Raw genomic sequence first — 22,003 nt, forward strand, 5'->3', positions numbered from 1 at the left:
CCGGGTAAAACGCGTTCGCGATGCCATGCGGCGCCAGAGCTACACTCGCTCAATTCTCGCTGGCAACCCCTGGCGCACCGACGCACCCGACACCCAGTCAAGCCAGGTATTGGCTACCTGCCGGGTTGGGTCCGCAAAACCCAACTCGTTGAGATTAATCCCCGACTTAATCTGCTCATCAAACGCCATCGGCTCACCGTCGAGGGTATGCCGTGCCGCGCCCATTTCTTTATGTCCGTAACCATGTTCAATGGCGATGACACCTGGCATGACGCCATGCAGAAGGCTTATCTGCGCTTGCGCCTGACCGCCTGGGGTAGTGATACGCACGATATCGCCGTGTGCTAAGCCATACCGCTGACCATCCTGTGGATTGAGCGCCACCAGATTAACCGGCTTCAGATGATGAAGGCGTGGGATCACCGCCGTGGCGCTGGACATGGTATTGGATTTGAAGGAAATCAGTTTCAACGGCCACTCTTGTTCCGGGAACAACTCCTCAATTGCACGTCCATCTGACAGACGTGATGGATACCAGGCCGGGCAGCCGCTGTAGCGCTCGCCGGTAATCGCATGGCGGTGCGCGGCGACGTTCGCATTCCAGATTTGGAGCGGTTTTTCCCACGCATTGCCGACGCGGTTATCAACTCGCCCACTGTTGTCTGGCGCAAAGCGTCCGCCGCGGGAGTAGATAAACGCCACTCGGCTGATTTCATCGGCTTTCAGCGTTTGGGTCATCACAGGCATGATCCGCTGGACTCCGGTCAGCGCAATGTCTTCCGGCTGTGCCTCTGCAACCGGGGCTTTGCCCATAAACGCAATATTGGCGGCGAGGCGCAGGTAGTAATCTTCCGCACGATTCAACGGATAGTGATTACCTTGCGGGTCGGTAATCGCATTGTCGCCGAAACCGGGTAGCCCGATGCGTTTTGCCACTGCGATACAGAAAGACTCCATTGAGGCCGGTTGACCGTCAGCCGTGAGGCTGGTCGCCGATCTGACAACTGGCCAACGCGCGGTGGTGGCTTTGCTGGCCACCCCCGCCCACGGAGCGCTGAATCCCCAGCTTTCGAAGTTGTGGGTATCCGGCACGATGTAATCTGCCAGCGCCGTGGTTTCGTTCATAAAGGCGTCAATGGCAATAAACAGCGGCAAGCGAGCAGGATCCTTGAGCTTTTCTTCCGCCACGCCGCGTAATCCCGCAATGCCGTAAAACGGGTTGGTCATGTTGGAGATCCAGGCTTTCAGCGGATAAGGGTAACCTTCAAGTGCCGAGACGAGGAGTTCGGTAAGCTGACCGGCGACAAACGGATACCAGGGGGCTTTAGCCGGGAAGGGGGATTGTCCGGCTGCGACCTTATTGCGGTACTCTTCGGAAGACTCATAAGCGGTTTTACTGCGCGCGATGCTTAACCCTTTCGGTTTTACCTTCCCGGCGAAGCTGTCCATGTTGTAGCGCGGACCGTCGGTGGCACCATTGAATTTGCCGCCACCAACAAACACGCCGCCTTCAAGGCTGAGGTTACCAATAAGCGCATTGAGCATCATCACCGACCAGGCGTTATAAAATCCATTACCTGCCATCATACCGCCGTGCGTGATCACTGCCGCTTTACGCCCGTGGCGGGTGAATGCGTCGGCCAGAGCGGCAATGTCTGCTTCTGACCCCCCACACTGCTGGCTGTACTGCGTTAGCGACAGTTTCTCTGCGGACTCACGCAGACACTGGAAGCTGCTTTTTACCGTTACCGTCTGCCCGTCAGCCAGCGTCACCTTGCGGGTAACAAACAGCTGCGCACGCGGGCAACTGCTGGCGGCGACAATCTCACCTGCCTCGTTGACGACCACCGGCTCCTGGGCGGCGTTTGCACTCAGATGGGCGAGGGTCAGGTGCTGTCCGGCAAGCGTTGGAATTTCATCGGTAATCACCAGATGCGTGGCGTTAGTCCAGCTTTTTTCTCCTGCCTGCTGCATGGCCTGCACGCCGGGAATGGCGAGATAATCAGCGTTATAGCGTTGTTTATCGATAATCCAGCTTATCATTCCCATAGCCAGCGCGGAGTCGCTTCCCGGTCGTACGGGTTGCCAGTGGCCGCGATCGTCAGCCAGCACCGTGGTTAATGGCAGGGCTGGCGCCACCACAACATAGCGGAAGTCGTCACGTAAACGGGCGCTGGCCAGCTGGCGGGCCTGGCGCTTAAACGGGTTTCCGGATTGCGCCGGAGAGGTACCCATAAACAGCGCGAATTCGACGTTATCCCAGTCGGGTTTCACGTGGGTATTTTTATCCAGATCGCCCATTAACGCCCCGGAACCGGCCCGATAGGCCAGGCCGCAGTAAGCGCCATGAGCACCGAAGTTTTTACTGCCGAAACTGTTCAGCGCGAAGCGACGTAAAAAGGTATCACGTCCTTCATCGCTGGTATTGGTGACCAGCAGTTGATTGGATTTTGGGCCAAAGCCGGGATGTTTCGCATCAAGCGGTGTAGTGGGATCGTGGATGGCTCTTAGACCATCAACGTGGCCTTCACCAAACAAATCGCCACCTTCCACCACCTCTTTGATCAGTTGTTCGAAGCTGATGCGCTGCCATTTTCCTTCACCGCGTTTACCGACGCGCTTCATGGGCTCCAGTATACGTAGCGGGCTGTACAGACCTTCGAGTAAGGTTGCGCCACGGGCGCAGGCGGTAGAACGTGCGTCAAGACCTGACTCCCCGGCCAGCTGTTCCAATGCCGTGGCAAAGGGGACAGAGGCGTCTATATGATGCTCGTGCGACAGCGGATGATAAGGGTTGCCCGCAATGCGCAGCACTTTGCCTTGCTCAGTGTCAACGCGAACCCGTACACCACACTGCGTCCAGCAACCAAAGCACTGCGTCATCGAGATCACCTGCTGCGGGTTTTGCTGCCAGTGAGGCCGGGCGTTGGCTTCGGGGATGAGCGCGTTGGCAAAAATGCGGTCACGGGTAATTTTGCCCGAGGTTCCGTCCAACAAACCGTCTATTGCGCGCTTTGCCACATCCCGATAACTCAGGCCAAAAGTCACCATGCCACCTACGGCAAGGCCCACTTTAAGCCACTGACGACGGGTTAAATTAGCCATGTTGCATTCTCCTTGCGATCGCGTTCAGGGCTTCACGAACAATAATAATCAGTGCTATCCACAGGCCGAAGGTACCCATAATAGCCAGCCAGCCATCGGTGCCGCCGGGCAGGGTATAGGGATTAAACTGCGCGTTAAATTTCGGTACGGTCTGCACCTGGATGAGTAACGTCCAGCGCATTAGCCAGCACAGCGCCATAGCGCTAAAAGCGAGTAATATGCGCAGCGGTAGCGACAAGGGGTAACGTACAACCAACCCGCAAAGAGCAAGCGAAACAAGCCATAGCGCAACCCAACCGATAGCGTAGTGTTGTGCTGAAGAGGCAACATCCAGCCACTGACGGATAGCCGAACCGGAAAGCGTATTACCACTCGCCCAGATCACCACCACGATAGCCAGCGCGATCAACGTGACCATTTGCCCCCACGCTAGCTTACGCGGTAGTGCGTCCTTGCTATTTGTCGTGGCAATAAGCAGGGCAAGAAATGTTTGCAGCGCGCTGAGGAACATCGCAACCGGAAAGGCGTAACTGAACCAGATGGGACGCGCCTGTACCACCGACACTTCACGGCCGGTGTAAACCAGCAATCCGATGGCGGACAGCGCGCTACCAAGCGCTAACCATTTTGTGACGCTGTAACTTTTTAGCGTTAGTCGTTTCACATGCTGCGCCAGAAACCACAGACCTAAAAAACCGGTAAACAGCGGTAAAAACAGCGCGCCCCACGGCATCCAGGACCATGGTGTCGGATACGCATAGAAGTGCCAGACGCGGGCGGTTTGGTGTAGATCAGCGGTCAGCGCCAGCGGCGCGGTAATCGCACAGGTCAGGGCGATTAACAGCGTCAGATTCTCCAGGTTTGCCGTTTCTTTTTTGCGCCAGTGGAGAACGCATGCGAACAGCGCGGCGCAGGCGGCAATGCCGATGAAAAAGAAATATTGTACGGCCCAGGGTAACCAGCTTACGTCCTGGGGATGGGCCAGAACCTCGTCGATAATCAGTGAATGGTTCATTTAAACCTCCTGCCAGAGAGCGGGTTGAGCTCGTCCCATCAATGGGGTGACAAACGCCTCATCCAGTCCCAGATAGAACACGTGAGGAGACGTACCGCTTTCCGGCTTCAGGACTTTGATGGCGTCATGGTGTTCATGCAGCATTTGTGAAATGCGGCTGTGCGGATCTTTAATATCGCCAATGATGCGCGCGCCGCCGACGCAGGATTCCACACAGGCCGGGAGCAGCCCCGCTTCGAGGCGGTGAACGCAAAAGGTACATTTATCGGCGGTTTGCGTTTCATGATTGATGAATCGCGCATCATAAGGGCAGGCCTGCACGCAATAGGCGCAGCCCACGCAGCGTGTGTTGTCGACCACCACAATGCCGTCTTCGCGTTGGAAAGTGGCCTGCACCGGGCAAACGGGCACGCAAGGGGGATTATCACAATGGTTGCACAGTCGCGGCAGCAGGACGTTGGTGACGCTTTGCTGACCTTCAATCTGTACTTGATACTGGTTGACGAGGGTACGAAATTCGCCCTGTGGCGTCTGGTTTTCAATGGCGCAACTGACGGTACAGGCCTGACAGCCGATACAGCGTCGCAGGTCAACCAGCATGGCGTAGCGATGCTGTTGTGAGCCTTCCCGGCGTTCAGGCGAATAGGGAAATTGCGCCTGAGCCAGCGGAACCAGTGATGCCCCAGCGGTCAGGACGCCCAGTTGCTGGAGAAACTGCCGTTTACTGCTGTCCATATTTTCTCCCGTCACGATGCAACAACGAAACATTGGTCACGCCGTTGATTTGCGTGTGATGAATAAAGAATCTCAATGATTTACAGTGTAAAAATCGTGACGGGGTATACTCTATTGTGGTTAACCACATACCCGGCTTGTTGTTGATCTAAAACAACATAATTGACAGGGATAATTGAGTGGGACGTAACGTAGTAAGATGTCTGGCGGTGCTGGTGTCGCTGTGGATGCTAAGCGGCGCGGTCAGGGCGCAGACATGGAACATTGGCGTTTTGGCGATGCGCGGGGAGGTTTCAACACGCAATCACTGGCAGCCGCTGGAAACCTTGTTGAATCAGCAAATCCCCGGTGAGCAGTTTCATATTCAACCGCTGGACCTGCGACAGATGCAGGAGGCGGTGAATCGTGGCACGGTACACTTTGTGGTCACCAATCCGGCGCAGTTTGTCCAGCTAAACAGCCGCTCGGCGCTACGCTGGCTGGCGTCGCTACGCTCCACTCGTGGTGGGAAAGCCACCAGTAACGTGATTGGCAGCGCGATCCTCGTCAGGCGCGACAGCGGGATAACCTCCGCACACGATCTGATCGGCAAAACGGTTGGCGCCATTGATGCACAGGCGTTTGGCGGCTATTTGCTGGGATATAAAGCGCTCAGCGATGCTGGTCTGCGCCCGGAGCGCGATTTGCGTCTGACGTTCACCGGATTTCCCGCCGATGCCTTACTCTATTTATTACGTGAAAAAGCCGTGCAGGCGGTGATCGTGCCGGTGTGCCTGCTGGAAAAAATGGATGAAGAAGGCCTCATCCGTAAAACCGATTTTATGACCGTGTTGAACCATCCGACTTCAATTCCCTGTTTAACCAGTACGCCGCTCTATCCGGACTGGTCATTTGCCGCACTACCTGCAGTGAGTGACGAGCTGGCCGATCGCGTCACGCGGGTACTGTTCAATGCACCGCAAAACGCGGCGTTTCGCTGGGGCGCGCCCGCCTCGACCCGTGAAGTAGAAGCGTTGCTGCGCGACGTCCGCCAGCATCCGCAGCAGCGTCAGCTGTGGCTGGATGTCAAAAGCTGGTTTATTCAACACCGACTGGCAATGGGGGGCGTGGTCATCATATTGCTGTTGCTTACGCTCAATTACATCTGGGTAATGCTGTTGGTTCGCCGACGTGGCAGGCAGCTGGAGCGGAACAACGTGTTGTTGCACAAACAGGAACAGGCGCTGGAGACTGCCCGCCAAATGAGTGTGCTGGGGGAGATGACCTCCGGTTTTGCCCATGAGCTCAATCAGCCGTTGTCTGCTATCCGCCATTATGCCCAAGGCTGTCTGATTCGCCTGCGTGGTCAGGATGAGCAGCATCCGTTGTTGCCCGCGCTTGAGCACATAGACACCCAGGCACAACGGGGAGCCGATACGCTGCGCAATCTCCGGCAGTGGGTCAGCCAGGCACAGGGCAATCCGGTACTCACCGATGACTGGCAAGCAATCAACGTTCACGATGCTATCCATCACGTCTGGCAATTACTGCGCATGCCCCAGCAATTCCCGGCGATAACGCTGCACACGCAGGTTAGTAAGGCGTTAACGTTGATGCTGCCAAGCGTTCTTCTTGAGCAGGTGCTGGCTAATCTGGTACTTAATGCCGCCCAGGCAGGCGCTACGACAGTATGGTTTAGCGCCCTGCACAAGGATGGTGGCGTGCGTATTCAGGTGCAGGATAATGCCGGAGGCATTGACGAGGCTCAGTTGTATCAGGCGTTTCAGCCGTTTATGACCACCCGCAAAGAAGGTATGGGACTAGGACTGGCCATTTGTCAGCGATTGGTGCGCTACGCAAACGGGGATATTGAGATCAACAATCAGCAGGCTCCGGACGGCAAAGCGGGGGCGAGAGTGACATTGTATTTTAAACCAAATCAGGAAGGAGGCCGTAGTGGCGATAATTCATCTGCTGGATGACGACATTGCCGTCACCCAGGCCTGTGCGTTTTTATTGGAAAGTCTGGGATATGAGGTGTCTTGCTGGGAGCAAGGCGAGAAATTCCTCGCCGAGGCAAATCTGCACCAGGTGGGCGTACTACTGCTGGATATGCGTATGCCGGTACTGGATGGGCACGCTGTGCATGAAATCATGCGTCAGAAAGCAAGCACGCTGGCGGTGGTCTTTCTCACCGGGCATGGCGATGTACCGATGGCGGTTGAACAAATGAAACGTGGCGCGGTCGATTTTTTGCAAAAACCGGTGTCAGCCGTGCCGCTGCAGGCAGCATTAGAACATGCCTTGCAGGTCTCGGCAGCGGCGTTCTCGCGACAAGAGATCATCTGCTGCTATCAACAACTAACGCCAAAAGAACGGGAACTGGCGCATCTGGTTGCAAAAGGATTAATGAATCGGGAAATTGCTGATGCCATGAATATTGCCGTGCGTACGGTTGAAGTGCACCGGGCGCGGGTGATGGAAAAAATGCAGGCAGGAAGTCTTGCTGAGCTTGTTAATCGACTTCAGCGAGTTCAGTAGAATGATGACATTTCTTTGATTTTCATTGAATTTTGTCTAAATCCTCAGAGTGATATATGCTGTTGGTTTGAGTTAATGACGAGCGGGCAAAAATGGGAAATCAGACGAAAGACGACGAGTTGTACCGTGAAATGTGCAGAGTAGTCGGTAAAGTAGTGCTGGAAATGCGCGATCTGGGACAAGAACCTAAGCATATCGTCATTGCGGGAGTACTGAGAACCACCCTTGCTAACCAGCGCGTGAAGCGCAGTGAGTTAGAAAAACAGGCTATTGAGACCGTAATTAAAGCATTGGCCGGTTAATTCATAAAAAGAGGACCGCAGAAATTTTTTGCCGTCCTCTTATTCTCGATACGTTAATCTATCAATCTATATAATTTATCTTCGTTAATAAATTCTTGTAGAGAATTATAAATCGATATATATTTATTTATATACCGATGATCGTGCAGTATTATATTTGTGAGAGGGTTCACAAATATTTGTAATTTAAATGGGCTGCTATTACACTCCATTTCTTAATGATAATAAATCTCACTCCGCATTAATTATATCCCTTCCGTTTTTTAATTGATGACGATCAAGGCTATGCATGCTGAATAACCACATTATTTCTGCGCCTAACCCTAAAGGATTAGATTCATTCAGTTTAACCACCGTCATTTACGCGATCAGGTTAGGGCAAAAATTTACGTGTTGTTGGCAACATTAACCGCCCGATATGGCTTGAGCTGCGCTGGTTTAAATTAGCCTGGATGTGTTGCTACCACAGCATTTGCGAAGAGGATGCGAAATAAATGAACCAGGTTGATCGTCCATTTTTAGATTGTGGTTTAACGCGACTAGAATTCCTGCGGATATCAGGGAAAGGACTGGCGGGATTAACGATTGCCCCCGCGCTGTTATCCCTATTTGGTTGTAAGCAGGAAGATGTCGATAGTGGGACCGTGGGGCTTATCAATACGCCGAAAGGGGTTCTGGTGACCCAGCGAGCCCGCTGTACGGGCTGTCACCGCTGTGAAATATCCTGTACCAATTATAACGATGGTGCCGTAGGGACCTTCTTTTCCCGGATAAAAATCCATCGCAATTTCTTCTTTGGCGATGATGGCGTCGGGTCCGGTGGTGGGCTGTATGGCGATTTAAACTATACCGCTGATACCTGCCGGCAATGCAAAGATCCGCAGTGCATGAAGGTCTGCCCAATTGGTGCAATTACCTGGAAACAGGAAGACGGTTGTATTGCGGTGGACCACAAACGCTGTATTGGCTGTAGCGCGTGTACCACAGCCTGCCCGTGGATGATGGCGACCGTAAATACCGAAACGAAAAAGTCCTCAAAATGTGTGTTATGCGGGGAATGCGCCAATGCTTGTCCGACTGGCGCATTAAAAATTATCGAGTGGAAAGATATTACTGTTTGATAGATAACAGGCATACCTGATTCGCGCCATTAATTACCAAAAATACTGCAGTTTTGGATAAAAAAGCTGCCTGAAGAATGGCGGGTATATCTATTAAACCTTCTTGCAAAGGAAAACATGATGGCTAATGGTTGGACAGGTAATATTTTACGGGTCAATCTCACTACGGGTAATATCACCCTTGAAGATTCCAGTAAATTTAAAAAATTTGTCGGTGGGATGGGCTTTGGTTATAAAATTATGTACGACGAAGTCCCGCCAGGCACCATGCCTTTTGATGAAGGGAATAAACTGGTTTTTGCCACCGGACCATTGACGGGGTCTGGCGCTCCCTGTAGCTCCCGCGTCAATATCACCTCCTTATCGACGTTTACCAAAGGTAACTTAGTCGTAGATGCCCATATGGGCGGTTTCTTTGCTGCACAAATGAAATTCGCCGGTTACGACGCCATTATTATTGAAGGCAAGTCCGCATCACCGGTCTGGATCAACATCAAAGACGATAAAGTCAGTATCGAAAAAGCCGATTTCTTGTGGGGCAAGGGGACTCGCGCTACAACCGAAGAGATTTGCCGGATTACCAGCCCGGAAACCTGCGTTGCCGCTATTGGGCAGGCGGGTGAGAATCTGGTGCCACTGTCCTGCATGATCAACAGCCGCAACCACAGCGGCGGCGCCGGTACGGGTGCGGTGATGGGGTCGAAAAACCTGAAGGCCATTGCGGTAGAAGGGACTAAAGGCGTCAACATTGCCGATCGTAAAGAGATGAAGCGTCTCAATGACTACATGATGACCGAGCTTATCGGCGCCAACAACAACCACGTTGTGCCAAGCACCCCGCAGGCCTGGGCAGAATACTCTTCGCCAAACTCGCGCTGGACAGCCCGTAAGGGACTTTTCTGGGGGGCGGCAGAAGGGGGGCCAATCGAAACCGGTGAAATCCCGCCGGGCAACCAAAATACGGTGGGTTTCCGTACCTATAAATCGGTGTTCGATCTGGGTCCAGCCGCAGAAAAATACACGGTCAAAATGAGCGGCTGCCATTCATGCCCTATTCGTTGTATGTCGCAGCTCAATGTCCCGCGGGTGAAGGATTTTGGCGTGCCGAGTACCGGCGGCAACACCTGCGTGGCGAACTTTGTTCACACCACCATTTTCCCCAATGGCCCGAAAGATTTTGACGATAAAGACGATGGGCGAGTCGTAGGGAACCTGATCGGACTGAACCTGTTTGACGATTACGGTATCTGGTGTAACTACGGCCAGCTGCACCGTGACTTTACCTACTGCTATTCGAAAGGTGTCTTTAAACGCGTGCTGCCAGCCGAAGAGTACGCGGAGATCCGTTGGGATCAACTGGAGGCGGGCGATCCTAACTTTATCAAAGATTTTTACTATCGACTGGCGCATCGCGTGGGGGAACTCAGTCATCTTGCAGACGGTTCGTATGCCATTGCTGAACGCTGGGGTTTGGGCGAAGAGTACTGGGGTTATGCCAAAAATAAACTGTGGTCGCCGTTTGGTTTTCCGGTCCACCATGCAAACGAAGCCTCGGCGCAGGTGGGGGCGATCACCAACTGTATGTTTAACCGTGACTGTATGGCGCACACCCATATCAACTTCATCGGTTCCGGTTTGCCGCTGAAATTACAGCGCGAAGTGGCGGGCGAGTTATTTGGGTCGCAGGACGCCTACGACGAGACCAAGAATTACACCCCGATCAATGCCGCCAAGATCAAATATGCCAAATGGACGCTGCTGAAAGTCTGCCTGCATAACGCGGTTACGCTGTGTAATTGGGTTTGGCCAATGACGGTTTCACCACTCAAGAGCCGCAACTATCGCGGAGATTTGGATCTGGAAGCGAAATTCTTCCAGGCAGTCACTGGTGATGAAACCACGCAGGCGAGTCTGGACCTGGCCGCTGAACGCATCTTTACCCTGCATCGTGCCTATACGGTCAAACTGATGCAAACCAAAGATATGCGTAATGAACACGATCTTATCTGCTCCTGGGTGTTTGATAAAGATCCGAAAATTCCGGTCTTCACCGAAGGCACCGACAAGATGGACAGGGAGGATATGCGTCAGTCACTGACGATGTTCTATCAGGAAATGGGCTGGGATCCCGAGTTGGGTTGCCCAACGCGCGAAACCCTGAACCGACTCGGACTTGAAGATGTGGCAGCCGATTTGGCTGCGCAGGATCTGTTGCCAGCGTAAGGAACGCGAGATGACTAACGTGAGCAACGTTCAGGCACCCGTTGAGGCGATTCCTGATGAGGTTGATAGCCAAAAGAGACACTGGCTACAGGCGTTTCACCCGCCGGTCGAGCAGGTGACTGCGCCGCAGGTTCAGGAAGCCGCCAGCCCGGAGTCGATTGTGGCAGATTTTATCCGCCAGCATTCGGCATCGGGGCACCTGGTAGCGCGCAGCGTGTTTCTGCAGCCACCTTATTCGGTCCCTGAAGCCGACCTCTCCGCGCTGCTGGATGTGCTGTGCCAGGACGCGAATAACGCGGATATCAACCGTGTGCAGGGGGCGGAAGATGTCTATTTCTACTCAACGCAAACCATGACGGCAAACTACGCCGACATGTGCGTGCAGGTGGTGGAAAACGACATCTGCCGTGCGATTGCCGAGGCGGTACGCTTCGACTGTCGAACGTATCCTCGCCCCTATAAGGTCGCCATGTTGACGCAACCGCCGTACAGCTTTGAGTCTCAACAGATTACAGCGGCGCTCACGGCCATGGAAACGCATCCCGATTACGCGGATATACGTACTGTGGAATCGTCAAATGCGGAGCCTTATCTGTTTAGCGAACGTTTTATGAGTTATGGCAAAGCGTACGGCCTGTGTGAATGGCTTGAGGTTGAGCAGTATCAGAACCCCTGAATTATTCAGGTTGATGTCATGGAACGTGTGGACGACCACTGTCACAGTATTAGAGGATAACCCGATGTCCTTCACCCGACGAAAATTTGTCATTGGCATGGGGACGGTGATTTTTTTCACCGGTCCAGGTCAAAATCTGTTAGCGAGTACCAGGAGCCCTAAAGCCGTTCGTTACGTCATGATTCACGATGAATCACTGTGTAACGGATGTAATATCTGCGCCCGGGCTTGCAGGAAAACCAACCATGTTCCTGCCCAGGGCAGCCGTTTGTCGATAGCGCATATTCCAGTCTCGGACAACGACAACGAAACGCTGTATCACTACTTCCGTCAGTCCTGCCAGCATTGTGATGATGCGCCTTGTATTGAGGTGTGTCCGACCGGTGCCTCTTGGCGAGATGAGAACGGTATTGTGCGAGTAGATACGTCTTCCTGTATTGGCTGCAGTTACTGTATTGGTGCGTGTCCTTATCAGGTTCGCTATCTAAACCCGCAAACCAAAGTGGCTGATAAATGCGACTTCTGTGCAGAATCTCGGCTGGCGAAAGGTTTCCCTCCGATCTGTGTTAACGCTTGCCCGGAACATGCGCTGATTTTCGGTCGTGAAGATAGCCCGGAAATTCAGACCTGGTTGCGAGAAAACAAGTATTACGAATATCAACTTGCAGGCGCCGGGAAACCCCATCTGTATCGTCGGTTCGGTCAACATTTGATTAAAAAGGAAAATGTATGAACGCGTCGCAGAATGCCGAACAGTTTCACGCCCAGCTTGCACAGTATGTTCCCCTGTTTTCACCGGACTACTGGCCTGTGTGGTTAGTCGTTGCCGGGTTAATGCTGGTGGGAATGTGGCTGGTGCTGGCGCTTCACGCCATGCTGCGCTTTCGGGCGGCACATAAAGCGTCGGCAGGGCACGGTGAGAAGGTCTATTTATATTCGAAGGCTGTTCGTTTGTGGCACTGGTCGAATGCGCTGCTGTTTCTGCTACTTTTGGTCAGTGGCCTGGTCAATCACTTCTCTGCCGTCAGCGCACCGGTAATGAAAAGCCTGCTTACCGTTCATGAGGTTTGTGGCTTTTTGCTACTTGCCTGCTGGATTGGTTTTGTGCTGATCAACCTGATTGGCGGCAACGGACATCACTATATTATTCAACGTCAGGGCTGGATCGCACGCGCGCAAAGACAAACTCGTTTTTACCTGTTTGGCATTATGCAGGGCGAGTCACACCCATTTCCGGCCTCACCTCGCTCTAAGTTTAATCCGTTACAGCAGGCGGCCTATGTTGGCGTGATGTATGGTTTGTTGCCACTGCTACTGATCACTGGATTGTTATCGCTTTACCCGACGGCCGTCGGCGATCTGTTCCCCGGGGTGCGTTATTGGCTACTTCAGGCGCACTTTGCGCTGGCAATAGTCAGTCTGTTTTTCATTTTTGGGCATCTTTATCTCTGCACTACGGGTCGCACGCCGGGCGAAACCTTTAAGTGTATGGTGGATGGCTACCACCGGCATTAAGCGATGATGATTACGCGAAGTGACTTACGGGCCTGGCGTGTTGGGCCCGTCATGTACCGCTGGTTTCTACGCGCGTTTCCTGCAGGAGGAAGCTATGCCGATGTTCATCGCGCGCTCCAGCGGGAAGGGTATACCGATTGGGCAAATAGCCTGGTGGAATACGGCTGGTCAAAATGGCGGGAAGAGGCGAGTTTTGCTCAGCAGGATATTGACGCAATGGGGAATATTTCCTGTGAGCAAGCCGCGGGGGAAACCAGCCGTCCGTTGGCGAGTGCGGAAGATTATGCCCGGTTTAGCAGTGCGGGTGACAACGTTAAAATTGCCAGCGCCGGGTATGCTGCGCAGATCGCCTGTGCCGGTTACAGCGCACGGATTGGCAGTGTAGGCTATAACACGCATATCGGCAGTTCAGGCGATCGCGGGCGAATAGCGATTGCGGGAAACTCGGCGCGTATCAGCAGCGTGGGCGACGGAACGCGTATTGCCAGTACCGGCATGCGCGTACGTATCAGTTCGCTCGGCGAGCGAAACCGGATTGCCAGTAGCGGTGATTTAACCCAGCTGGCCTGTTTTGGCGCAGAGGCGAAAATCGCTAACTGCGCGGACAATATCCACATTATTGCCAGCGGAGAGAACGCCGTTGTTGCCAGTACCGGTGCTGTCGACTCGATAATTCTTGGTCCCGGCGGATGTGCGGCGCTGGCTTATCACGATGGCAAAAGAATGCGTTTTGCGCTTGCCGTTGAAGGGGAAAATAACATTCGGGCGGGCGTGAAATATCGGCTCAACGAAGACCATCAGTTCGTGGAATGTTGAGCCGAGAGGTCATTTTAGTGCGAATCGGCGCTGGGTGATTTTTTCAAGGCTAAAGCACAGCAGGTAATAGACCAGCCCGGTAAAGATAAAAATGGCAGCGGGGTAGATCTGCACCCGGCTGTTAACCTGACCGGCAACCGTCGTGAGTTCCGGCACGTTAACAATAAACGCCAGTGACGTGTCCTTCAGTAGCCCAATAAAAATCCCTGTCAGCGACGGCAGTACGTTACGCAGCACCTGCGGCAGCAAGATAAGCCACAGGGCCTGATCCGGGCGAAAACCCTGAACAACTGCCGCTTCATATTGCCCGCCAGGCAGTGCGCTAATTCCAGCATACACCGAGTGCATCACCGAGGCGGCGGTGAACCATGCCAGCGCCAGTGTCACGGTAACGGCACCGGGCAGATCGCTTCCGGTCAGCATGGGTAGCAAATACCACATCCAGAAAATCACAAAGATGAGCGGAATGCCGCGAATAAATTCCGCCCAGATAAACAATCCGTTGCGAACCGCGCCCGGAAATCGCCAGGCACAACAGGCAAGAACGATCCCGCCAGGCAGCGCCAGCAAAGCCGCACCGATAGCCATCAGCAAAGTGAGCAGGACGCCGCCGGGTTGCCCCTCAGCTACACGTCCCCACAGGAGATAGTCAAGATTGTCGGTAATGACCGAAACATTAGCGATCATGCAGTATGCTCCTGACGCTGAAGATGCGCATTCTTATCTTTGACGATTTACCCGACGCAGACTGAGGGCCAAGACGGGTAAGCAGCATACCCAGAACGATGCCGGTAAACAGATAGAGTGCGCTGCCAACGGCAAAGGCTTCCAGCGCGTGCGCGTTGTAGCTCTCAATTTGCCGTACCTGGTAGGTGAGCTCAGCAAATCCAATACCGCTGGCAAGCGAGGAAAGCTTCATCAGGTTGAGATATTGCCCAACAATCGGTTGCCAGGCGTTTGCCAGCCCCTGAGGCAGCAGAATATGACGAAATATCGCCCAGGATGAAAACCCCTGCGCCACGGCAGCCTCGCGTTGTCCGGCAGAAACAGCCTGTAAACCAGAGGCGATCTCTTCAACCAAAAATGCTGAGGTAAATACGCCAAGCCCCCATGCTGAACAGATAAACTCCGGTGTTAACCACCAGACATCACCCGGCAAAATTGACCATGGATGATCGGCATTGATAAAGCTAATGACGTCACGGGGTAGCCAGTTCCAGGCGGCAAAATACCAGAACATCAGTTGCACCAGTAAAGGTGTATTACGAAACACCGAGACCCACACCCCGACCATCGCTTTAGCGAGACGATTGCCCGTCAGGCGCAGGCCGAGCAGTGAGATGGCAATGAGCGTGGCGAGCACGATACCTGCCAGCGTCACCCAGAGCGTGGTGAGAAAACCGGAAATTATCCATTGCAGGGGTTGCCCGCTCAGCACTCCCTGCCAGTCCATTGCATGCATTATGATGATGACTCCTGGTGTAACGGGTCGAGCACTTTTTTCAGGAAACGCTGGGTTCTTGGGTGCTGTGGTCGGACGAAAAAATCCTCCGGCGGGGCCACTTCAAGAATATCGCCACCATCGATGAAAACCACCCGATCGGCAATCTCGCGGGCAAAATGCATTTCGTGGGTCACGACGATCATGGTGATACCGCTGTGGGCCAAATTTTTCATCACCTGCAGTACCTCGCCGATCATTTCCGGATCCAGCGCGGAAGTGGGCTCATCAAACAGAATAATTTGCGGTGATGAAGCCAGTGCGCGGGCGATGGCCACGCGCTGCTGCTGCCCTCCGGACAACTGCGCGGCATAGGCGTTGGCTTTTTCCGCCAGTCCTACCTTTTCCAGTAACTCGAGTGCCCGACGTTCCGCTTCCGTCTTGTTCCAGCCGTGAACATATTCCAGCGCCAGCGCGATGTTCTGCAGCGCAGTCAGGTGCGAATAAAGATTGAATTGCTGAAATACGAAACCGATACGGCTACGTAGCTGGCGTAACGCCGCCCCACGCAACTGGCTAATCGGTTTACCATCAATGAAGATTTCGCCACCGCTGAGCGACTCAAGCTGGTTGATAAGACGTATAAGAGTGGACTTTCCTGAGCCGGAAGGCCCCAGAATGGTCACCACTTCACCGGGTTCAACCGCCAAACTAACGCCGTTAAGGACAGAATGAGCGTCATACTGTTTAATCACATTGCGCAGTTCGACGCTCGCCTGGCGCAAATGGGTAAAATCCGCAGCCGAAGCTGCGGAGCGATGAAAAAGGGCTGAGAGCATATTACTTGACTTCTATTTTAAAGGCGCGGGGTTGCGGATTTTTGGTTTCAGGACCAAACCAGACATCATAAATTTTGGCCGCCTGCCCGGTATATTCCAGCTTCAAAAGTTCATCGTTGACGGCTTTTAACAACGCTGGCTCACCTTTTTTCACCCCCACGCCGATCTCTTCTTTGCTCAGCAGGTCCGGCAGAATTTTGAAATCGGCTTTATCCGGCGCAGCACCTAATAAACCGGCCAGAATCGTACTGTCCTGGGTAATGGCCTGAACATTGCCGTTGCGTAGCGCGGTTAACGCCAGCGGGATGTCGTCGTAGGCCACCACGCGCGACTGCGGGAAGCGCTGATGCAGTGCCTGTTCACCAGTAGTGCCTTTTACCGCGCCGATGCGTGCCTTGCTGTATTCATCAAGCTTGTCCGGAGATTTTGCCGGCACAAGGAACTGCTGGCCGGTAACAAAATAGGGGACGGAGAAATCTATTACCTGCGCCCGTTCAGGTGTAATCGTGATATCCGCGACGATTAAATCGGCTTTACCGGATTGTAATAACGGAATGCGGTTTGCCGGATTGGTCGCGACCAGTTCCAGTTTTACACCAAGGGATTTGGCCAGCGCTTCGGCAAAATCAACGTCGTAGCCGACAATCTTATGGGTTTTGGCATCGACGGAGCCAAACGGAGGATTCGCGTCAAATGTCGCGACTTTTACAACGCCTGCGGCTTTGATATCGGCCAGTTGGTCAGCCTGAGCCTGCGAGACGGTAAGTCCTGAGGCCAGCAGCACGCCGAATGCCAGCAGTGTTTTTTTAGCGCGGTACGTTTTCTTTGCCATCATTGTATGAAATCCCTGTAGTTTTTGGTTTGTGCTTTTTACGCTCCCATAACTTACGGTTGGGACAAAATAAGAAAAAATTCTTATCTATATACAAAATGTTATTAGTGAAGGATGTGTTAATAGCGGGTGAAAATAATGCATAAGTGAAAGGTAAAAATAGTGCATAAGCCTGGCAATAATTTGCATTTTGTTTTTGTGTGAGGGCTCGCTTGAATAAGACCGAGCTGGGCTAATGTCCAGAAAGGCTACAGGAATCCCCTCCAGACCTGTACCATATGTCACAACAGGTTTGGATTGGGGATAAGCATGCTGCGTGATAATTTTAACGATCTCTATTATCTCATTATCGTTGCCCGCGAGCGTAGTTTTACCCGGGCAGCGGCAAAACTTGGGGTTTCGCAATCCGCGCTAAGCCATGCGATCCGCGGGCTTGAAGAGCGGCTGGATGTACGGCTTCTGACCCGCACCACGCGCAGCGTTGCGCCGACCGAAGCCGGAGAACGGCTTATCAACAGTATCAGCCCGCGTTTTGATGACATTGAAACTGAGCTGCTGGCATTAACCGATGTCCGTCAGCGCGTGGCCGGTAACATTCGCCTGACGCTGGGCGAACATGCATTGCAATCTACCGTCTGGCCCGCGCTGGAGCCGTTTTTGCAGGCTTACCCTGATGTGAATGTGGAAATGACCATCGACAATAGTCTGACGGATATTGTGACTGGCCGCTATGACGCGGGTATTCGGCTCGGTGAGCAGGTGGCAAAAGACATGGTCGCCATAAGAATTGGCCCGGACTGGCGCATGGTAGTGGTGGGGTCACCGGCGTATTTTGCTCGTCATGGCAAACCGCAAACCCCTCACGACCTGCAAAATCACAGCTGTATTAACATGCGCATGCCGACGTTGGGCGGATTATACGCCTGGGAGTTTGCTAAAGACGGGCAAGATTTGCGCGTACGGGTGGAAGGGCAGCTTATTTTTAACAATCTACCTCCGCGAATTAGCGCAGCGATGGCGGGAATGGGGCTGGCATTTGTGCCGGAAGACACCGTCGAACAGGCTGTTGCTGAGGGGGCATTGGAAAAAGTGTTGGAGGACTGGTGTGAACCTTTTCCTGGCTATTATATGTACTATCCCAGCCGAAAACAGCATACCGCCGCTTTTGCGCAACTGATTGAGGCGTTGCGGTATACGGGCTGAAGCGGGTGGCTTAAACAGGCAATAAAAACCGGCATTGCGCCGGTTTGGAAATCAGATTTTGCAGGCGTCGCCGCAGTCATTATCAGCAATAATTTCCTGCGCTTTCTTGTCTGCATCTTCCAGACGTTCAGCGTTACGCTCTTGCGCTTCTTCCAGTCCATCAAAGACCAGATTATCGAGATCAATTTCCATCATTCACCTGCTCAGGTTCAGCGTTTAACATCGCGTTATTATATTGCAAAAATGTTGCTTAACAGCAGCGATTCTTGCTACTTAGCATCGAACGCAATCCGCTGTGCGTATTTATCCGCCAAAATAGCCTATGGTTCGCAATTGCTAAAGAATCGTTGGTTGTAAATACCGCAAAACTCTCGCTCTCTCTACCGTTTTATCTCCACTTTTTCATTAACGTGATGCGCGATCATTTTTAACAAATCTGCGACAAAATCACTATACATATAACTTAATATCTTTTATACATTAATCGTTCAACCCTGCGACTATTCCACAAAAGAGAAAGCTATATGGAACAGACACCTGATAAGAAAAACGATAATTTTCAAAAAGATGGCAAAGAACAGTTCAATAGATCGATAGGTCTTATTTCAAACTTTGCGTTGGGTTTTACCTACCTGTCGCCGCTTACTGCCGTCTATTCGCTGTTTGCGCTGGCCGTAACGCTGGCGGGGCCGCCCGCAGTATGGTGGATTTTAATCGTCGCATGTGGGCAACTTTTGGTGGCATTGGTGTTTGGTGAGGTTGCTTCCCAGTATCCGATAACCGGCGGGCTTTACCCCTGGGCCAGAAGGTTGTGGGGCAAGAAGTATGCGTGGATCGCCGCCTGGATCTACCTGTGGGCGCTGGTGGTCACCATTACGTCGATCGCGGAATATACATCAACGTTTGTTGAATCACTCTTCCACTATGGTCAGACGCCGGCCACGATGTTGGTGACTTCTGTCCTGCTGCTGCTGTTGATGATGGCCGTTAATATGTCCGGGACTAAAAATCTGGCCCGGGTGGCAAAAATTGGTTTCTGGTGTGAAATTGTCAGCGTGATCGCGCTGGGGATTTATCTGCTGATTTTCCACCGTTCGCAGCCGTTCTCTGTGATTTTTGACTCGATGGGCGTGCTGGCGCATGACGGCAGCTACTCCACCGCATTTATGTCCGCTGCGCTGATGGGGCTGTTTATGTTCTTTGGCTTTGAGGCCTGCGGTAACGTTGCGGAAGAGGTGCAGAATCCGAGTAAAAAGATCCCGGTGGCGATGATTTTAAGCATCGTATTCGGCGCGATTTCCGCCATTATTTCTGTTATGGGTTATTTGCTGGCTTCACCGAATCTGGTCAGCATCGTGAATGGCAAAACGTCCGATCCTATCCCTGCAATCCTTAATGAAGCTCTGGGCGAAACTGGCGCAACTGTCTTTATCGTCGTCGCAATTATCGCCATGTTGTCGTGCATTTTGTCTCTGCAGGCTGCGTTAAGCCGTCTTATCTTTTCTTTCTCCCGCGACAGAATGCTGCCGGGAAGTGAATGGATGGCCAAAATCTCTAAAAATGGTGTTCCGGATAATGCCATGGTCGTCAGTTGCCTGCTGCCAGTGATTATCTGCGTTTGGGTTTATTTCCAGCCAGATAACCTGTCGCGTATCACCGCGTTTGCTGTAATCGGGATATACATCTCGTTCCAGATGGTTGTGCTGGCCGCGCTGCGTCAGCGTCTGAAAGGCTGGAAACCGGCGGGGGAGTGGACCATTGGCGGTTGGGGCGTAATCGTGAATGTGCTGGCGTTAGCTTACGGATTGTGCGGGATCTGGTTACTGGCGCAACCGGCAGACAGCAGCGACTTCATCGACCGTTGGACGGTCCTGTTCGGCCTGGCGATTGTTGTTGGCTCGGGGCTTATTTATATGTTCCTGACCCGTCCGTTTGGTCGTTCAGCGGCGCCGGAAAACGACGCCATTGCCTACGCCAATAAGCTCAATATGGGGCAGGATAACTAAAAACTCAGGGCCTTCGGGCCCTTAGTTTTGATAGTGATAAAGGATAAAGTAGTCGCTCTGATACACCACTGTACTGTTTGCAGGTGACAGCAATTCACCCACGCGAAAACGTGGCCAACTGGAGAAAATGATCCTGTTTTCCAGATTAGTCAGAATCACATAGTCAGGATGGGCGCAGGAAAGCAGTTCGGCTTCTATCTGACTGACCAGCAGATCGACCGCGGCAACACCGAGAAACTGATCGTTGTAGTAGACCGGGACGGCTGACGTCAGGGTATAGGAGATATTGCAAATATAGTCGACGTAGGGACCGTGGATATAGGCTTTGCCAGCCGGAGGAGAATGCTTAAACCACTCAAAGGTTCTGAAGTCCAGTCGTTGTTGCGTGGCCTGATCCAAATCCAGATGCGCCTGGCTCAAACCATTATCTTTCTTATACCACCACTCCAGCAACCAATACTCTTTTGTGGTTGCGGTGCTCTCAATATGGCTGGCGAATCCCGCCCCTGAGCAGTAATGGTTGTTATTGAGCGTGCGCTTGATGTGCTGTTGAACGGTGGATCTGACTGAGGGGTCGAGAACGACCTCGGCTGAGGCCTTTTGTACCCCTGAAATCGCCTCATGGATGCTCCTCGCCAGCGCAACGGTAGAATCTACGGTAGAAACAGTAATGTCATCAATTTTACGAATTAATGCGCTTAGGGATGTCGAAGAGCTCATTGTCTGTCCTGCCTTCACTGATTGTCAGTTCGAGTTATATTTCAGCTTTTTTTCAATAAGGTAGTAGGTAAACGTGTCGATGATCCGCGTGGCAAACTGTACTGACTCTGCCTCGTTGTGAGCAGCCAGCGCATCGGCCAGCGCCGAATAAAGCGCGGTAATTTCTGCATGAATACTGTCTGTGCGATAAAGTATCGCCACCAGCGATGCCCATTCAGCCTGAACCTGCAGCTCCTGATTGGCCAGTCGCGCTGAATGCGAACTTGCGGCAATCGCCAGCAGACAACGCATATCGGCCTGGGTCATCAACTCAGGTGAGTTTGCCTTTCTGAGCACCTCGACAAACTCGCGAAATTTGGCGATATCCGCACCGGTCATCCGTCGGGAAGCCAGCCGCGCGCTATGGCTAATAATGGCGCAATGCATTTCACCCAGATCAGACAGATAATCCGTACTGATCGCCTTGAACGGATGCAGGGCGCTATTTTTGCCATCAATATTTTCGCAAACGAAACTCCCGCCATTACGACCACGAACCGTATGGATAAGATTATTAGCCCGAAGCGTGTTTAGCGCTTCTCTGATAGTGATATGTGAGACACCCATCATCTTTGCCAAATCAGTTTCGTTGGGAAGCTGTTCTTTTGGTTCCAGCAAACCCGTGATAATGGCGTTTGAAAGGCGTTGCACTATCTGGTCTGAACGACTGACCTGCCCGATAGGCGCAAATATGACCGCGTGAGTAATCATAATCTTTTCTGTACTCAATTCCCTGAAACAACGACCATTTTTAACACATGCCCGTCGGGCAAGGAAGGTAAGAATGGCCGAGTTATTTTACATGCCTGGGCGCAACGTCACTGCACAAGCGGATGTGTGTCCCGATAACCTTATGATGAGCTGGGCGTAACGCGTCAGCTGGCAATAAAAAGCC

General features: G+C 52.7%; 21 protein-coding genes. 11 read left to right on the forward strand and 10 right to left on the reverse strand.

Translation table 11 applies throughout. From position 1 onward, the window contains the following. Window positions 1-39: 39 nt before the first annotated feature. Genes ttrA through ttrB form a run of 3 tightly spaced genes read right to left on the reverse strand, consistent with a single transcriptional unit; the run spans window position 40 to window position 4,855 of the window. Complete coding sequence (gene ttrA, locus OGY72_RS04805) at window positions 40-3,105, reverse strand: tetrathionate reductase subunit TtrA (protein ID WP_286547154.1); 3,066 nt, start codon at window positions 3,103-3,105, stop codon at window positions 40-42. Further along, window positions 3,098-4,120 (reverse strand): tetrathionate reductase subunit TtrC, encoded by a 1,023-nt coding sequence (gene ttrC, locus OGY72_RS04810; protein WP_126318283.1) that lies wholly within the window; start codon window positions 4,118-4,120, stop codon window positions 3,098-3,100. Before ttrC ends, ttrA begins: the two co-directional genes overlap by 8 nt. Then, window positions 4,121-4,855 (reverse strand): tetrathionate reductase subunit TtrB, encoded by a 735-nt coding sequence (gene ttrB / locus OGY72_RS04815; RefSeq protein ID WP_226804182.1) that lies wholly within the window; start codon window positions 4,853-4,855, stop codon window positions 4,121-4,123. 227 nt (window positions 4,856-5,082) lie between these two features. Between ttrB and ttrS the strand changes: the two genes are divergently transcribed. The 9 genes from ttrS to ydhT all read left to right on the forward strand — a co-directional run bounded on the left by ttrS (window position 5,083) and on the right by ydhT (window position 14,028). Next, window positions 5,083-6,816: a tetrathionate respiration histidine kinase TtrS gene (gene ttrS, locus OGY72_RS04820; RefSeq protein ID WP_286547440.1), complete on the forward strand. Its 1,734-nt coding sequence runs from the start codon at window positions 5,083-5,085 to the stop codon at window positions 6,814-6,816. Next, window positions 6,791-7,375: a tetrathionate respiration response regulator TtrR gene (gene ttrR / locus OGY72_RS04825; protein ID WP_003836549.1), complete on the forward strand. Its 585-nt coding sequence runs from the start codon at window positions 6,791-6,793 to the stop codon at window positions 7,373-7,375. Before ttrS ends, ttrR begins: the two co-directional genes overlap by 26 nt. Before the next feature lie 92 nt (window positions 7,376-7,467). Continuing rightward, window positions 7,468-7,677, forward strand: coding sequence for a fumarate hydratase FumD (gene fumD / locus OGY72_RS04830; protein ID WP_003029345.1), 210 nt, complete (start codon window positions 7,468-7,470; stop codon window positions 7,675-7,677). A gap of 494 nt (window positions 7,678-8,171) precedes the next feature. After that, window positions 8,172-8,798 (forward strand): ferredoxin-like protein, encoded by a 627-nt coding sequence (locus OGY72_RS04835; protein ID WP_003029338.1) that lies wholly within the window; start codon window positions 8,172-8,174, stop codon window positions 8,796-8,798. Window positions 8,799-8,918: 120 nt separating this feature from the next. Continuing rightward, complete coding sequence (locus OGY72_RS04840) at window positions 8,919-11,021, forward strand: aldehyde ferredoxin oxidoreductase (RefSeq protein WP_286547441.1); 2,103 nt, start codon at window positions 8,919-8,921, stop codon at window positions 11,019-11,021. A gap of 10 nt (window positions 11,022-11,031) precedes the next feature. Next, window positions 11,032-11,697 carry a YdhW family putative oxidoreductase system protein gene (locus tag OGY72_RS04845; RefSeq protein ID WP_286547155.1) on the forward strand — a complete coding sequence of 222 codons (666 nt, stop codon included), beginning with the start codon at window positions 11,032-11,034 and terminating at the stop codon, window positions 11,695-11,697. A 64-nt stretch (window positions 11,698-11,761) separates the two neighbouring features. Beyond that, entirely contained in the window at window positions 11,762-12,430 is a 669-nt protein-coding gene (locus tag OGY72_RS04850; protein ID WP_063941522.1) for a 4Fe-4S dicluster domain-containing protein, read from the forward strand. Further along, window positions 12,427-13,212 (forward strand): thiosulfate reductase cytochrome B subunit, encoded by a 786-nt coding sequence (phsC, locus tag OGY72_RS04855; RefSeq protein WP_003832682.1) that lies wholly within the window; start codon window positions 12,427-12,429, stop codon window positions 13,210-13,212. The genes OGY72_RS04850 and phsC overlap by 4 nt, the downstream gene beginning before the upstream one ends. Before the next feature lie 51 nt (window positions 13,213-13,263). Continuing rightward, the gene (gene ydhT, locus OGY72_RS04860) at window positions 13,264-14,028 is read left to right on the forward strand and encodes a protein YdhT (protein ID WP_502873478.1); all 765 of its coding nucleotides are present in this window, start codon (window positions 13,264-13,266) and stop codon (window positions 14,026-14,028) included. 9 nt (window positions 14,029-14,037) lie between these two features. On the opposite strand, the gene OGY72_RS04865 is transcribed toward ydhT, so the two are convergent. The 4 genes from OGY72_RS04865 to OGY72_RS04880 are packed head-to-tail and all read right to left on the reverse strand — an operon-like array spanning window position 14,038 to window position 17,143. Next, on the reverse strand, window positions 14,038-14,715 hold the full coding sequence (locus tag OGY72_RS04865; protein WP_003832686.1) for an amino acid ABC transporter permease: 678 nt from the start codon (window positions 14,713-14,715) through the stop codon (window positions 14,038-14,040). Then, window positions 14,705-15,490, reverse strand: a complete 786-nt coding sequence (locus tag OGY72_RS04870) for an amino acid ABC transporter permease (RefSeq protein WP_286547157.1) — start codon at window positions 15,488-15,490, stop codon at window positions 14,705-14,707. Before OGY72_RS04870 ends, OGY72_RS04865 begins: the two co-directional genes overlap by 11 nt. Further along, a complete protein-coding gene (locus tag OGY72_RS04875) occupies window positions 15,490-16,308 on the reverse strand; it encodes an amino acid ABC transporter ATP-binding protein (RefSeq protein ID WP_003832690.1) in 819 nt (272 codons plus the stop codon). Before OGY72_RS04875 ends, OGY72_RS04870 begins: the two co-directional genes overlap by 1 nt. Window position 16,309: 1 nt before the next feature. Next, window positions 16,310-17,143 (reverse strand): ABC transporter substrate-binding protein, encoded by an 834-nt coding sequence (locus OGY72_RS04880; RefSeq protein ID WP_148362040.1) that lies wholly within the window; start codon window positions 17,141-17,143, stop codon window positions 16,310-16,312. Window positions 17,144-17,449: 306 nt separating this feature from the next. On the opposite strand from OGY72_RS04880, the gene OGY72_RS04885 reads away from it, so the two are divergent. Next, window positions 17,450-18,343, forward strand: coding sequence for a LysR family transcriptional regulator (locus tag OGY72_RS04885; RefSeq protein ID WP_003832693.1), 894 nt, complete (start codon window positions 17,450-17,452; stop codon window positions 18,341-18,343). Window positions 18,344-18,394: 51 nt separating this feature from the next. On the opposite strand, the gene OGY72_RS04890 is transcribed toward OGY72_RS04885, so the two are convergent. Then, window positions 18,395-18,535 (reverse strand): hypothetical protein, encoded by a 141-nt coding sequence (locus OGY72_RS04890; protein ID WP_003832695.1) that lies wholly within the window; start codon window positions 18,533-18,535, stop codon window positions 18,395-18,397. 332 nt (window positions 18,536-18,867) lie between these two features. Between OGY72_RS04890 and OGY72_RS04895 the strand changes: the two genes are divergently transcribed. Then, window positions 18,868-20,349, forward strand: a complete 1,482-nt coding sequence (locus OGY72_RS04895; protein WP_003832697.1) for an APC family permease — start codon at window positions 18,868-18,870, stop codon at window positions 20,347-20,349. 21 nt (window positions 20,350-20,370) lie between these two features. On the opposite strand, the gene OGY72_RS04900 is transcribed toward OGY72_RS04895, so the two are convergent. Together OGY72_RS04900 and OGY72_RS04905 are read right to left on the reverse strand one after the other, a co-directional pair. Further along, on the reverse strand, window positions 20,371-21,069 hold the full coding sequence (locus OGY72_RS04900) for a cache domain-containing protein (RefSeq protein WP_003832700.1): 699 nt from the start codon (window positions 21,067-21,069) through the stop codon (window positions 20,371-20,373). Between the two features lie 24 nt (window positions 21,070-21,093). Next, window positions 21,094-21,819, reverse strand: coding sequence for a FadR/GntR family transcriptional regulator (locus OGY72_RS04905; RefSeq protein WP_003832701.1), 726 nt, complete (start codon window positions 21,817-21,819; stop codon window positions 21,094-21,096). Window positions 21,820-22,003: the final 184 nt, after the last annotated feature.

It is taken from the genome of Citrobacter sp. Cpo221, from assembly GCF_030332345.1.
GTDB lineage: Bacteria > Pseudomonadota > Gammaproteobacteria > Enterobacterales > Enterobacteriaceae > Citrobacter > Citrobacter portucalensis.